This window comes from Micromonospora polyrhachis, assembly GCF_014203835.1.
Lineage (GTDB): Bacteria > Actinomycetota > Actinomycetes > Mycobacteriales > Micromonosporaceae > Micromonospora_H > Micromonospora_H polyrhachis.
Map to the genome: position 1 here is coordinate 3,353,473 of NZ_JACHJW010000001.1, position 13,697 is coordinate 3,367,169.

General features: G+C 67.8%; 11 protein-coding genes and 1 riboswitch. Of the genes, 7 read left to right on the forward strand and 4 right to left on the reverse strand.

Annotated elements, in window-relative coordinates; translation table 11 throughout:
- Position 1: 1 nt before the first annotated feature.
- From FHR38_RS14515 to FHR38_RS14525, 3 genes are read right to left on the reverse strand one after another with little or no spacing between them, the layout of a single operon-like run.
- Positions 2–304 (reverse strand): hypothetical protein, encoded by a 303-nt coding sequence (locus tag FHR38_RS14515; RefSeq protein ID WP_184535172.1) that lies wholly within the window; start codon positions 302–304, stop codon positions 2–4.
- A 6-nt stretch (positions 305–310) separates the two neighbouring features.
- Positions 311–1,702, reverse strand: a complete 1,392-nt coding sequence (locus FHR38_RS14520) for a class E sortase (protein WP_184535173.1) — start codon at positions 1,700–1,702, stop codon at positions 311–313.
- Complete coding sequence (locus tag FHR38_RS14525; protein ID WP_184535174.1) at positions 1,699–2,505, reverse strand: DUF881 domain-containing protein; 807 nt, start codon at positions 2,503–2,505, stop codon at positions 1,699–1,701. Before FHR38_RS14525 ends, FHR38_RS14520 begins: the two co-directional genes overlap by 4 nt.
- Positions 2,506–2,770: 265 nt before the next feature.
- Between FHR38_RS14525 and FHR38_RS14530 the strand changes: the two genes are divergently transcribed.
- The 7 genes from FHR38_RS14530 to FHR38_RS14560 all read left to right on the forward strand — a co-directional run bounded on the left by FHR38_RS14530 (position 2,771) and on the right by FHR38_RS14560 (position 11,212).
- A complete protein-coding gene (locus FHR38_RS14530) occupies positions 2,771–3,034 on the forward strand; it encodes a cell division protein CrgA (protein WP_184535175.1) in 264 nt (87 codons plus the stop codon).
- A gap of 219 nt (positions 3,035–3,253) precedes the next feature.
- Positions 3,254–5,440 carry a heterodisulfide reductase-related iron-sulfur binding cluster gene (locus FHR38_RS14535; RefSeq protein WP_184535176.1) on the forward strand — a complete coding sequence of 729 codons (2,187 nt, stop codon included), beginning with the start codon at positions 3,254–3,256 and terminating at the stop codon, positions 5,438–5,440.
- 133 nt (positions 5,441–5,573) lie between these two features.
- Positions 5,574–6,308 (forward strand): VOC family protein, encoded by a 735-nt coding sequence (locus FHR38_RS14540; RefSeq protein ID WP_246446537.1) that lies wholly within the window; start codon positions 5,574–5,576, stop codon positions 6,306–6,308.
- 402 nt (positions 6,309–6,710) lie between these two features.
- Entirely contained in the window at positions 6,711–7,904 is a 1,194-nt protein-coding gene (locus tag FHR38_RS14545) for a sensor histidine kinase (protein ID WP_184535177.1), read from the forward strand.
- Positions 7,895–8,539 carry a response regulator transcription factor gene (locus FHR38_RS14550; RefSeq protein WP_184535178.1) on the forward strand — a complete coding sequence of 215 codons (645 nt, stop codon included), beginning with the start codon at positions 7,895–7,897 and terminating at the stop codon, positions 8,537–8,539. Before FHR38_RS14545 ends, FHR38_RS14550 begins: the two co-directional genes overlap by 10 nt.
- Before the next feature lie 371 nt (positions 8,540–8,910).
- A complete protein-coding gene (locus tag FHR38_RS14555) occupies positions 8,911–9,915 on the forward strand; it encodes a C40 family peptidase (protein ID WP_184535179.1) in 1,005 nt (334 codons plus the stop codon).
- Between the two features lie 88 nt (positions 9,916–10,003).
- Complete coding sequence (locus FHR38_RS14560) at positions 10,004–11,212, forward strand: IS30 family transposase (RefSeq protein WP_376771406.1); 1,209 nt, start codon at positions 10,004–10,006, stop codon at positions 11,210–11,212.
- A 74-nt stretch (positions 11,213–11,286) separates the two neighbouring features.
- Here the strand turns inward: FHR38_RS14560 and FHR38_RS14565 are convergent, their stop codons facing one another.
- Positions 11,287–13,311 (reverse strand): N-acetylmuramoyl-L-alanine amidase, encoded by a 2,025-nt coding sequence (locus FHR38_RS14565; RefSeq protein WP_184535180.1) that lies wholly within the window; start codon positions 13,309–13,311, stop codon positions 11,287–11,289.
- Positions 13,312–13,556: 245 nt separating this feature from the next.
- Positions 13,557–13,696, forward strand: a riboswitch (cyclic di-AMP (ydaO/yuaA leader).
- Position 13,697: the final 1 nt, after the last annotated feature.

A 13,697-nucleotide genomic window follows, 5' to 3' on the forward strand; every position in this document is an offset into this window, starting at 1 on the left:
CTCACCTGTTCGGCGTCTTCGAGGGGGGCGGGGTGTTGTTGCGGGACGTGTCGTACGGGAGGTCGTGCTCGTCGTCGCTGCCCGGGTCGGTACCTCCACCCGGCGCGTCGTTCCCGGTGTCCGGGCCACCACCCGGGTTGGTGGAATCCTGTGTCACCTGGACGTCGTCAAACGGCAGTAGCGGTTCGGCCCAGGGGAAGATGACGTACCACAGCAGGGCGACCAGCGCGGTGGCGATCAGCACCGAGCCGGCCAGTTTGCCGGGCAACCCGAACGGCAGGCGTCGCCAGATCCAGGCGTACATCGCCGATCAGCCTCCCAGTTCGGCGGGCTGTCCAGCCGACTTCGGCGTGCTGCGAACCAGTTGTGCGTGGATGATCAGACGCTCGTAGTTGTCGAACTTCGGGTTACAGGTGGTCAGCGTGAGCATGGCCTTGGTCGGCTTGGCCCCGCTCTTGCCGGGGACCGGCGCGACCACCTCCACCTGGTGCGGCTTGACGACGCGCGACTGTGAGACGCGGTAGATATGCCAGTCGGCCTTCGACTCGACGACGACCACGTCGCCGGTGTGTAGCTCGTCGAGCCGCCAGAAGGTGGCCCGGTTGCGGTGCCCCGCCACCGAGAAGTTGCCCACCTGACCAGGCAGGGCACTGTCCGGGTAGTGGCCGGGTGCGTATCGGATGTCGGCCTGGCCGACACCTTCCACGACGATCCACTGCTTGTCGAGCTTCGGGATGTAGAGCCCGGCTATCGGCTTACCGGTGACCGGCGGCTTCGGTTTGCCGCTGGGCGCGGTGCTCGCACTCGCGGTCGGCGCGACAGTCGGATCCGCCTCCCGGTCCCACTGCTGGTCCAGTATTCCGCGCAGGTCGTCCTGGTGGGCGTTGACGACAGCGGACTTGCCCCAGACCTCGTAGCCGGCGAAGAGCAGTACGACCAGGCCGAAGGTGATCAGAAGCTCGCCGCTGACCCGGATTCCTGTTCGGATTCGGGAGCCGAGCGTGGGGCGGGTCAGCTCGGAGTAGATGCTCTTGTAGCCCTCGTCGGTTCGCTGGGGGCGAAGCTTGACCACCCGCTCGCCGCGTCGGGGGCGTACCTCGGACTCGGACTCGGCCTTGGTCGGCGCCTCGGCGGTCGAGTCGCCACCGGACCGGCGGCGGCCGTGCGTCCCGGCCCTCTCGGTCGTCGCTTGCCGGTCGGCAACGACCGGGATCAGCGCGGTGGACTGGTCATGGTCGTTGCGGATCGCCGGGATGAGCTGGGTGAACACCTCGGTACGCTGCTCGCCGGGCGAGCTGCTGGGCTGGTCGGTCGGGGCGGTGTGCCGAGGTGCTTGTCCGCCGCGCGACCCGGCGGAGCGGCCGGGCAACTCATCGTTCGGCGATCCACCACCTCGTCCGTCGGGTGGGGCGGCGGGCCGGTGTCGGCCATCGCTAGGCCGCCGTCGGGGTGGGCCGTCCGGCCGCGTGGCCCAGTCGCCGCCGTCGCCATGTGCTTCGGGAGTGCCGTGATGTGCCGTGGGGGTACTGCGATGTGGTGCCGGAGTGCCGTGATGTGCCGTGGGGGCGCTGCGATGTGGTGCCGGAGTGCCGCCGCCCACGCGGGGAATCTGCGCCGTCGGCTCGTCGGCCGGTGTGCCTCGCCGACGTACCTCGTAGTCGTCCGGGGAGTCGCCCGGGGAGCCGTCCGGTGTCGGTCTCACTGGGGCACCTGGGCGGAGTGCAGCGCGGTCGAGCCCTCGAAGGCCGGCACTTTCATGGTGCTGACGGTCTCGCGGTAGCCGAGTTGGTAGTGCTCGACAGCGTCCCGAAACAACTGGACTCCCTGGGAAGCGGCGAGGGCCCGCTGCATCGCGGCGGGATCACCGATCGCTGTGATCTTGAAGGGTGGTGAGTAGACCCGTCCGTGTAACAGCAACGTGTTGCCCACGCAGCGTACCGCGCTGGTGGTGAGTACGCGGACATCCATGATCGACATGGCTTCGGCGCCGCCCGCCCAGAGCGCGTTGACGACCGCCTGTACGTCACTCTGGTGGACCACGAGATCGTCGTTGGTGGCACCCTCCGGGAGTTCGTCGCTGCCCTGTCGGGGCGCGTCGTTGAGCTCGACGGTGATGCCCGGCCCGGTCAGCGCGGTCAGGCCGACGGTCTGGTGATTGCTTTTCGCCCGGTCCCGCTGCTCGGCGATCGGCAGGTCTGAGCCGGCAAGCGCCGAGGTCTGCTCTTCGACGTGATCGCGGAGGGTGTTGGCGCGAGCTTGGCTGTTGGCGAGTTGGGCCTGGCGATCCTGGATCAGCTGGGCAAGTTGTGGCCGGCGGTCTTCGCGTAGTGCGGTGCCGCCAGCGGTGGTCGCGGTGGCGGTGAAGAGCAGACCGGCGGCGAAGGCGATCAGCGGTACGCCGATCGACCAGCCGCGGCGGCGCTGTCGGGGCCGCCTGGGGAGTAGACCCACTGCGACACGCCCGAGCACCTTGCGCCAGGACGCGGCGCCGGTTGTGTACTCCACCGAGCCTCCCTCTCCCGAGGTCTTCCTGCTACCTTGGGGTGTTTCGGACAAACTTCCTGTGTTGTCCTGAATCTATCGCGGCCTGTGATGTCGCAGCGTCATCATGGCGCTTGATCTGTCAACCGTACGTACTCAGGTGGCCCCATTCATGGCCTGATCGGCTCGTCCCGACTACGCTAGCTGTCGAACATTATTGGCCATGGACCGTCGCCCCGCGCCCGGTTGTCAGGCCGGATGAGGATTGCCACCCCCTCGGGAGAGCGTCGTGCCGAAGTCTCAGGTCCGTAAGAAGAAGGTGTACACCCCGCCGACGGATGTCCGCCCGACGGCGACTGCGGCGAGGCAGAAGCCGAGCCCGATCTGGCTGCCGATCGCCGCGGTCACGCTGATCGTCGTCGGTATCGGTTGGTTGGTGGTCTACTACCTCTCCGAGACGGCGTACCCCGTCGCGAGCTGGCAGTACTGGAACCTCGCGGTTGGCTTCGGGGCCATGGTCGCCTCGCTGATCCTGCTGTCCCGCTGGCGTTGACCGGGCAGTCGTCGGCATAGTTCCCGGCTCGGCCACGTCACACTCGGCAGAGCCGGTGCTCGGCGTCAATCTCCGCGCATCTTAAGGTGTTCGTGGGGCGCCGTGCACCGCTGCGACATTACTCACGTTACTGATCGGTAACGTAGCGCGTAGGCTGCACCCCATGACCGGAACCCCCGGTCACCCAGCCGCTCGCCCCGCAGATCGGGAGGCCACCGCATGGGCAGCCTACAGATAGTCACCACGGTCCTCGCGGCCGCCATCACCGCCGTAGCGGTGTACCTGGCGGTCCGCGCGGTGCTGCGCATGGTGGCCGTCGTACGACTGGGCCAGCCGGACCCCGAGCGGTTCAGCGACAAGGGCACCCGGACCAAGACGATGCTGACCGAGACGGTCGGCCACACCCGGATGCTCCGGTGGGGCGTCGTCGGTGCGGCGCACTGGTTCGTGATGATCGGCTTCATCGTGCTCTCCACGCTGGTGCTGGAGGCGTACTTCGAGGTGGTCAGCCCGACCGCCGGACTGCCGGTTATCGGCCACTGGACGATCTTCGGCCTGGTCACCGAGATCATCGGTGTGTTGGGCATCGTCGGCATTCTGGTGCTGATCGGGATCCGACTGGCCAACCGGCCGGCCAACCCCAATCGGCGCTCCCGGTTCACCGGTTCGACCATGTGGCAGGGCTACTTCGTCGAAGCCGTGGTGCTGGGCGTACTGGTCTTCGGCTTCCTGATTCGGGGCTTCAAGGTCGCCACCGACCACTTCGAGTACCCGCTCTGGGCCACCCCGGTCAGCCACGCCGTCGGCGCGGTGCTGCCGGCCTGGGAGGGCGGGATCAGCGTCGCCGCCGTCATCAAGATCTGCATCTCGATGACCTGGCTGATCGTCATCGCACTGAACGTGACGATGGGCGTCGCCTGGCACCGGTTCTCCGCATTCCCCAACATCTTCTTCAAGCGCAACCCGGGTCGGCCCGGCTCCGGCCTCGGCGCACTCCGGCCGATGATGAGCGACGGCAAGCCGCTCGACTTCGAGGAGGCCGACCCGGAGAAGGACCAGTTCGGCGTTGCCCAGGTCGAGCAGTTCACCTGGAAGGGCCTGCTCGACTTCACGACCTGCACCGAGTGTGGCCGCTGCCAGTCGCAGTGCCCCGCCTGGAACACGGCCAAGCCGCTCTCCCCGAAGCTGCTGGTGCTGTCGCTGCGCGACCACGCGTACGCCAAGGCGCCCTACCTGCTGGCCGGGGGCGGCAAGGACCTCACCGGTGAGGAGAAGGCCACCGCCGCCCAGCTCGCCCACATGGACGTACTCGCCCTGGCCGAGGCGGACCGACCGCTGATCGGGAGCGCCGAAGACGGCGGCATCATCGACCCGGACGTGCTCTGGTCCTGCACCACCTGCGGTGCCTGTGTCGAGCAGTGCCCGGTCGACATCGAGCACATCGACCACATCGTCGACATGCGCCGCTACCAGGTGCTGATCGAGTCGAGCTTCCCCTCCGAGGCCGGCGTCATGCTGCGCAACCTGGAGAACAAGGGCAACCCGTGGGGCGCGCCGCCGAACACCCGGGAGGACTGGACCAAGGGGCTGGACTTCGAGGTGCCCCGGGTCGGCGAGGTCGACGACTTCGAATACCTCTTCTGGGTAGGCTGCGCCGGCGCGTTCGAGGACCGGGCGAAGAAGACCACCCGCTCCGTCGCCACCCTGCTGCACGAGGCGGGCGTCAAGTTCGCCATCCTCGGCGAGGGCGAGACCTGCACCGGTGACCCGGCCCGCCGGCTCGGCAACGAGTTCGTCTTCCAGATGCTGGCCCAGCAGAACGTGGAGACCCTCAACGAGGCGTTCGGTGACCGCGAGCCGGCCAAGCGCAAGATCGTCGCTACCTGCCCGCACTGCTTCAACACCCTGGGCAACGAGTACGGCCAGGTCGGCGGTGACTTCGAGGTCGTACACCACACGCAGCTGCTGGCCCACCTGGTTTCCACCGGCAAGCTCACCCCGGTCCAGCCGATCGACGGCGGCGTCACCTACCACGACCCGTGCTACCTGGGCCGGCACAACCGGGTCTTCAGCCCGCCTCGGGAACTGCTCGACAGCGCGACCCAGGGCGTGACCGAGATGCCACGTAACAGCGAGCGTTCCTTCTGTTGTGGTGCCGGTGGCGCCCGGATGTGGATGGAGGAGCGGATCGGCAAGCGGATCAACGTCGACCGGGTCGAGGAGGCGCTCTCCACCGGGGCGAAGACCATCGCGGTGGGCTGTCCGTTCTGCACCACGATGCTCAGCGACGGCGTCACCGGCAAGGGCGTTGCCGAAGAGGTCGAGGTGATCGATGTGGCGACCGTACTGCTCCGCTCGGTCAAGCCCGAGGCGCAGAGCCAGCCCGAGGCGGCCACCACCGTCTAGGACTGGTCCGAAGCCCAGGTTGGCTTGAGGGTTCTCGGCCGAATACTCGGCTGCGGGTGACGCTGGCTCAACCTAGACTCCGATCGGCGGGCCGATGGGTGCCTGTCGGCAGCCGTCGGTCAACCGATCGGAGATGAGCAGCAGGATGACCTGTGAACTCTTTGCGGTCAGCTTCGATGCCAGTCAACCTCAGCGTCTCGCCCGGTTCTGGTCTGGGATCCTCGATTGGCAGCTGATCGACGATTCGCATGACGGTGCCGCGCTGCTGCCCAGTGACGACACCGGATTCCGGATCCGATTTCTGCCGACGCAACGGCAGAAGGTCGGACAGAATCCGATGCACTTCGATCTGACGAGTACCTCGTTGGAGGGCCAACAGCAGACGGTCGCCAGGGCGCTGGAACTTGGCGCCCGGCATATCGACATCGGCCAAACCCCTGATGATGGTCATGTGGTGCTTGCCGACCCCGAAGGTAACGAGTTCTGCGTCATCGAGCCGGGCAACAACTTTCTTGCCGACTGTGGATTCGTCGGAGCGCTGGCCTGCGACGGTTCCCAGGAAGTCGGATACTTCTGGAGCGAGGTACTGGGGTGGCCACTGGTCTGGGATCAGGACCAGGAGACCGCTATCCGCTCACCGCTCGGCGGTCCGAAGATCACCTGGGGCGGTCCACCGCTGATGCCGAAGACGGGCAAACAGCGACTGCACTTCGACCTCACTCCACCTGCCCACAGTGATCAGCAGACAGAGGTCGAGCGGCTGCTCTCCCTCGGGGCGACTCGGAAGGACATAGGTCAGGGCGAGGTCAGCTGGGTGGTGCTGGCCGATCCCGATGGCAACGAGTTCTGCGTGTTGACGTCCCAGTAGCGCGGCTGGCCGGGGTCCTGCGGATCCTGCGTGTGCTGACGGGTGGACACACATCGTCACGCGAACCCTCCGGCCCGACCGGCCCGGCCCGGCCGGCCCGCAATGATGGCCGGGGTTTGTGAACGGTTGTTGCTACCCCCCCAACAGCGATAGATGTTCCCAAAGCAGCAGAGCGGTCACATCCAAGGCGTGATCAGTGGTAAGCGTCAGCAAGATCTGGACAAACCCGGGCCGGATCGCCCTGACATAGCCTGCGACCAGGTACGGCACCAGGGCCCGATGGGTGCGGGAAACCACACCCGTGAACCGCGGCGTCCCTCATGGCCACCGGGACGGCCCAGGCCCTAGCGTCGACGACATGGCGATCATGCAGATACGGCTGCCCCGACACCTTTGGCTGACATGAGCGGATCGCGTGCCTGGCTTCACACGCTCTACCGGATCTGCGAACCGATCAGAGTGTTCACCCTGGCGACCGGGGTCGCGTTGGGGGCAGTCAACGCGCTGTTCGGCCTGGTCTACCTCATCGGCGCGGGGCTCGCGTACGCCGTCCTGGCGGTCGCGCCGCGCGACCATCGACTGCGCGGCCGTCGGCGACTCGGCCGGGTTGCCCGCCGACTGGCCGAGTACGACCGGCGACGGGTCGAATGGTTCCTCGGCGACTCTCCGGCCGGCGTGGTGACCGACCTCCGCGCGGTGGGCTACCTCGCCGCCCGGGTGCCGCTCGGCGCGCTCGGCGGGACGGTGCTGCTGCTCCTGCTGTACGGCGCGCTGATGGCGTTCGCCGTGGTGGTCGGCTGGATCGCGGGACGACCGGTGGACGACATCGAGGCGACACCGTTCGTCGTGACGTACTTCGCGATCGTCGGGGTGGTGCTGCTCTTCCTCGCCGTACAGGGGATCACCGGGGTGGCGGCGCTCGACCATCGGCTTACTCGCGCGCTGCTCGGGCCGACCGAGAAAGCCCACTACGAACAGCGCATCGCCGTACTGTCGGCGGCTCGGGCCGAGATCGTCGCCGCAGTCGACGCCGAGCGTCGCCGGATCGAACGGGACCTGCACGACGGAGTGCAGCAGCGGCTCGTCGCCCTCGGCATGCTGCTCGGTCGGGCCCGTCGCGCCACCGACCGGGCGAAGGCGGACGACCTGCTCCGCCAGGCGCACGAGGAGTCCGCCGGAGTGCTGGCCGAACTGCGCGAGGTGGCCTGGCGGGTGTATCCGGCGGCGCTGGACGATGGCGGGCTGACCGCCGCCCTGGAGATTGTCGCCGAGCGCTCCCCGTTACCGGTACGCATGACGCTGGATCTGCCGGCCCGGCCCGGCCCGGCGATCGAGACGGTCGCCTACTTCGTGGTCTGCGAGGCGGTCACCAATGCTGCCAAACACTCCCGGGCACACCGGGTGGAGGTCGTGGTGGCTGGCCTCGACAACGCCGTACACGTGAAGATCACCGATGATGGTGTCGGCGGGGCCGACCCGGCCGGCGGCGGCCTCGCCGGCCTGCACCGGCGGGTGCACGCCCTGGATGGCCGGATCCACGTCCACAGCCCGGTCGGTGGACCGACCACGATCACTGCGGAGCTGCCATGCGTCTGATCCTCGCCGAGGACTCGGCCCTGCTGCGCGAAGGACTGGTCCGGCTGCTCACCGACGAGGGCCACGAAATCCTGGCTGCGGTAGGCGACGCCGAGCAGTTGTTGGCCGCCGTCGCCGCCGACCCGCCCGATCTCATCGTGGTCGACGTACGGATGCCGCCCACGCACACCGACGAGGGGCTGCGGGCGGCGTTGGAGATTCGTCGCCGTTGGCCCGCTGTCGGGGTGCTGGTGCTGTCCCAGTACGTCGAGAAGCGCTACGCCGCCGAGCTGCTCGGTGGCACCGCCAGCGGGGTGGGATACCTGCTGAAGGACCGGGTGGTCCAGGTCGGTGAGTTCCTGGACGCGCTGGACCGGGTGGGCGCGGGCGGGGCCGCCTTCGATCCGGAGGTGGTACGTCAACTGCTCGCTCGTACGACCCGGGTCGACCCGCTGGCCGCCCTCACGCCTCGGGAGCGGGACGTGCTGGAGCACATGGCGCAGGGCTGCACCAACGCCCATATTGCGGCGAAGTTGCACGTGTCGCAGAGCGCGGTCGAGAAACACGTCAACGCGATCTTCGACAAGCTCGGCCTGGCGCACGTCACCGGCTACAGCCGCCGGGTGCTCGCGGTGCTGCGCTACCTCGGCACCTAGTGCGGTAGGGGACCGGGCTCGCCGCTCGCCGCTCGCCTGCTCGCCGCTCTGCCGCTCTGCTGGGCCTGCTGACCGGCCGACCTGCTGACTGGCCGACCTGACGGCCCTGGCTGGCTGGCCGACCGTCCAGGTTGCCCTCCAGGGGGTGATGGAGCGTGGCTCCACATGAGTCGGGTCGGACCGGCTACGAGTCGTGACGACATTGAATCGTCATGCCGCCGAATTACTATGACGAGGTCGAAATAGGCACTCCTCACCTTGATTCAAAGCCGAACCTTCCCTAATGTGGGGCACCGACCGTTTGCGGATAGTCGGCCTCCACTTCCCCCTCCGCGAGGCGCCCGGCGGTCGGTCACGAAGGAGTCGCGCCGGTGCGAAGTCGGCCATCCCATCCTCGTACGCCGGAGCAGGTATCCACCCGTCGTAACGCCGCGCGTCGGGTCTTTCACCGTCTGGTGACGGTAGTCGCAGCGGCCTGTGTCGGTCTGGTGCCTGCCGTGCAGGCGCAGGCCACACCCACGCCGGAACAGATCGACGCGCAGATCGAGAAGCAGTGGCATGAACTCGAAGGCGTGATCGAGCAGTACAACAAGGTACGCGTCGAGATGAAGGCCAACCAGAAGAAGGCGACGGAGCTGGAGAAGAAGATCCAGCCCCTCTCCCTTCAGGTCGACGAGGCGCTGAGCCGGGTCGGTGGCCTGGCGGTGCGGTTCTACAAGACCGGCCCCTCGTCCAACCTGAACGCATTGTTGTCGACTGGTAACCCCACCACGTTGGCCGATCAGTTGACCTATCTGAATTTGTTGAACGAGCACGAGCGGCGGCAGATTGCCGATGTCGTGGCCACCCGGGACCGGTACATGGCCGAGAAGACGAAGCTCGACAACCTGATCGCGCAGCAGGCCCGGCAGGAGGCCGAACTGGCGGCGAAGAAGAAGGACATCGACGCCGAGGTCACCCGGCTGAAGGCCATGATGCCGAAGACGACCGTCAAGGTCGCAAATTGCCCGACGATCAACGGTGTGGTCACCGAAGCCGCGCGGATCGCGATCCAGACCGCCTGCGCCCAGGTGGGGGACCCGTACGTCTGGGGTGCCGCCGGACCGAACTCGTTCGACTGCTCCGGGCTCACCCAGTATGCCTACGGCAAGGCGGGGATCTACCTGGATCACTACACCGGCTCGCAGATCGGCGCGGGCAGAGGGGTGAGCGCCTCCGAGGCGCGTCCGGGTGACCTGGTCTTCTTCCCGAACCACGTAGGCCTCTACATCGGCAACGGAAAGATGGTCCACGCGCCGACGTTCAACCAGTCGGTCACGGTGGCGTCGGTGGGCAGCTTCGGCAAGTCGGTGACGGCGTACCGCCGCGTCGGCTGACGCTGTGCTGTGCGGAAGGGCCCCTTGCCATGCAAGAAGCCTTGAGTTCTAGTGGTGGTTGCAACACCTGATCTGTTCAGGAGTTGCAGTGTTCGAGATCCGTAAGGACCGGGCGCCTCAGGGCCGGAAGAAGTTGCATGCTGAGCGTCAGGCTTATCTTGATCTTGTGGCGCAGGGTGTAGGTACCGCACAGGCGTGTCGGATCGTCGGGGTCAACCGGCGTACTGGCCATCGTTGGCGGCACGGGCGGAAGTCCCGGGCCGGGCAGGAGGCGCAACCTCCTGCCCGGCCCGGGACTTCCGCCGGTCGGTTTCTGTCCGTGGACGACCGGATCCTGATCGCTGACCTGCGGCGCGAGGGCAGGTCGCTTCGGTCGATCGCAGCCGAGGTGGGGCGGGATCCGTCCACGATCAGCCGTGAACTGCGCCGTAATGCCCATCCCGGGACAGGGGACTACCGCCCTCACGCGGCTCAGGCACGGGCCGAACAGCGGCGCCCACGGCCGAAGACGGGCAAGCTCGCCGCGAACCCGCGGCTACGCCAGGCAGTGCAGGACGGCTTGGACCGTAAGTGGAGCCCGGAACAGATCGTGCAACGGTTGCGGCGAGACTTCCCCGACCAGCCAGGGATGCACGTGACCCACGAAACGATCTACCAGGCGCTCTACGTGCAGGGACGCGGTGAGCTACGCCGCGAGCTGACTCGGGCGCTGCGTACCGGCCGCGCGGTCCGCCGCCCGCGCCGCCAACCCGGACAACGTCAGCCTCGCTTCACCGCGCCCATGGTGATGATCAGCGACCGGCCCGCCGAAGCCGACGACCGGGCCGTGCCCGGCCACTGGGAAGGCGACCTCATCATCGGTAAGGACAGCGCCTCGGCCATCGGCACCCTGGTGGAACGCGCTACCCGCTACGTCCTGTTGGTGCACCTGGGTCGCGGTCGTACCGCTGAGCGTGTCCGTGACGCGCTGCAGGCCACCGTCGCCACCCTGCCGGCCCACCTCAAACGATCCCTGACCTGGGACCAAGGCACCGAAATGGCCCTGCACCACCAGTTCAGCACCGCTGCGGACATTCCCGTCTACTTCTGTGATCCACACTCGCCCTGGCAACGCGGCTCCAACGAGAACACCAACGGTCTGCTTCGCCAGTACTTCCCCAAAGGCACCGACCTCGCCGTCCACGCCCCGGAGCACCTCGCCGCCGTCGCCGCCGAACTCAACGGCCGACCACGCAAAACACTCGGCTGGGACACCCCAGCCGAGCGCATCGCTAAGCTTCTGACCGAAGCCAGTTGATCACCTGTGTTGCAACGACCCCTGGAATCCGCCAGCGATGGCAAGGGGCCCTTCCTCACGTGTGCGGTACGGCGTCAGCGCGGCGCACCGATCGGCGACGGCAGGATCTGTACGTCGTCGAGGTTGACGAACATGATGCGATGACCGAACTGGATCTGGACGTACCGGTTCTCGCCCCGGATCACCGTCCAGTCACCGGGGGACGTCCCTTCGAACGTCGTGGCCCGGTAGTACTCGCCCGGTAGCACATCCCCGACCGCGTACCGCTGCCCGGCGGAGAGCGTGTACTGCAACGGGGTGATCGTCTGGTACGGCACCCCGGTCGGGTAGGCGGCCTGCTCCGGGTAGGCCCGGCCGTACACCGGGATGGTGGCCTTGCCCGGCTTGGGGGTCACGACCAGGCCGAGTGTCCACTTGGCGGTGGGGGCCGAGGCCGGGTTGTGGAACCACGCCTTCTGCCCGAGGTACCAGATCGCGGTCCAGTCGCCCTGCCGGTCGGCGATGGCGTACGTCTGGCCCGCCGAGCCCCGCGCGCCATGGTCGGAGATCTGCATCGTGTTCGGCGTGCCGTCCGGCCGCAGCGCGATGTCGTTGACCAGCGGCGCGTCCGGGCTGGGCGCGCTGCGCAGGATCACCGACGACGAGCCACGCGAGGGGCACGGCTCGGTTGGCGGGGCGGGTGCCTTGGCACATCCGTAGAAGTTCGGCCGGTTGGTGGCGAAGTCCGGGTCCAGGGTCACCAGTCCGGTACGCGGCGTGCCGGTGCCCCGGATCGGTGCCCCCAGCAGGTCGAAGTAGTGCGACCAGTCCCAGTACGGGCCCGGGTCCCAGTGCATCCCTCGGACGGTGCTCGGCACGGTGCCGGGCACGTTGTCGTGGCCGATGATGTGTTGCCGGTCCAGCGGCACGTTGTGCTTCTTGGCCAGGTAGCGCACCAGCTTGGCCGAGCTGCGGTACATCGCCTCGGTGTACCAGGTGCCCTGGGCGGCGAAGCCCTCGTGCTCGATTCCGACCGACTTGGCGTTGACGTACCAGTTGCCGGCGTGCCAGCCGACGTCCTTGGCCTTGAGGTGCTGGGCGGTGTGACCGTCTGCCGAGCGCATCGTGTAGTGCCAGCTCACCCACTCCGGGTCCTGGGCCAGCCGGGTCGTGCTGTCGAAGTAGCCCTCGGCGTCGTGGATCAGGATGTACTCGATCTTCTGCTGCGCCGGCCGGTTGCCCTTGTCGTGGTTGCCGTAGTTGCCCGGATCGGTGCCGTCGCCGAGTAGCTGGTAGGGGGCGGGCAGCCACTCACAGGAGATGGTCGTCGGGCATTCCAGCCCGTCCGGTCGGGTCGGCGTGCGCAGGCCGAGCCGGTCCAGCCAGGACCTGATCGGGTCGAGGCTGGGGTGCGCGGCGAGGGTGATCCGGTGCCCGTCGTCGGTGACTCGGTTGGCACCCGTACGGATGGTGGCGTAGACCTCGTCGGCGAAGGCCGCGGCGGCGTCGCTGGTCTCCGCGCCGGAGTACCGGGCCACCGCGCCGTACCAGGCCGCCGGGTCGCTCGCGCTTCCCGTCGGTCCGGTCAGGGCCTTCTGGTACGACGACAGCAGCGCCGCCCCGCCCCGGATGTTCGCCCGAGCGTCGGTACGCAGTGCCTCCGCCCCGGCCCCGGTGAGCGTGGCGGCGGTGCCCAGGGTGCGTAGGGCCGCGCTCTCTGGCGTGGCCACACTGGGGTGCTCGCGGGCGAGTGACCGGCGGGAGTCGTCGCCACGCGGGTCCTCCGCCGAGTCGTGGTGACCGCCGGAGGTGGGCAGGCTGGCCACGTGGGCGGCGTCGGTGAGGTGCATCGGGCCGTAGCCGCCGGCGGTGCTGGGGGTGCCGGCGTTGGTGTCCCAGCGGGACTGGAGATAGGAGACGCCCAGCAGGACGCTCTCCGGTACGCCGTAGTCGCTGGCGGCGGCGGTGTAGTCCTGTTGCCGGGAGTCGACCGTTGCGCTCGCGGTGGTCGGTACGGGCGTGGTGGCGGACGCCGACGCGGCGGGTACGAGCGTCGCCGCGCCGACCACCACGGTACTGAGCAGTATCCGGCTGCTCAGCGGTACTTTCGGACGGTGCATCGAACCTCCATTCGGGGGATGACTCATTGGTCACCCTCACTCGCCCGAGGGGGGTTCGTCAATGGCTTGCGGAATCGTTGATGGAGGTGAAAGATTTCTTCATGTCTGCCCTCAGTGGCCCACTCTCTGCAACCAATGGTTGTACGAAGCGAATTATCTTGCCGGTTCGGGTTGCGCCTGGTAGTGCACTTCCCTAGGTTGGGGACGGTCGAGACGAGGGCAGTTCGTCCATCCGGGGCGACGTCGGCTCGATACCGCCGAATCGTTCGCAAGATCGAACCGGGGACCCACATGATCCATCGGGGTGAATCCGCGATCCGCGGTAGGGCGCACATCTTCCCGCCCGAACCCGTCAGCTAACTCGGTAGGCGGTCAGGAAGAAGGAG

Excerpts from the sequence above, each read along its gene's own strand:
- FHR38_RS14515 (WP_184535172.1), bottom strand. The coding sequence starts at position 304 with ATGTACGCCTGGATCTGGCGACGCCTGCCGTTCGGGTTGCCCGGCAAA.
- FHR38_RS14565 (WP_184535180.1), bottom strand. The coding sequence starts at position 13,311 with ATGCACCGTCCGAAAGTACCGCTGAGCAGCCGGATACTGCTCAGTACC.
- FHR38_RS14550 (WP_184535178.1), top strand. The coding sequence starts at position 7,895 with ATGCGTCTGATCCTCGCCGAGGACTCGGCCCTGCTGCGCGAAGGACTG.
- FHR38_RS14535 (WP_184535176.1), top strand. The coding sequence starts at position 3,254 with ATGGGCAGCCTACAGATAGTCACCACGGTCCTCGCGGCCGCCATCACC.
- FHR38_RS14545 (WP_184535177.1), top strand. The coding sequence starts at position 6,711 with ATGAGCGGATCGCGTGCCTGGCTTCACACGCTCTACCGGATCTGCGAA.
- FHR38_RS14540 (WP_246446537.1), top strand. The coding sequence starts at position 5,574 with ATGAGCAGCAGGATGACCTGTGAACTCTTTGCGGTCAGCTTCGATGCC.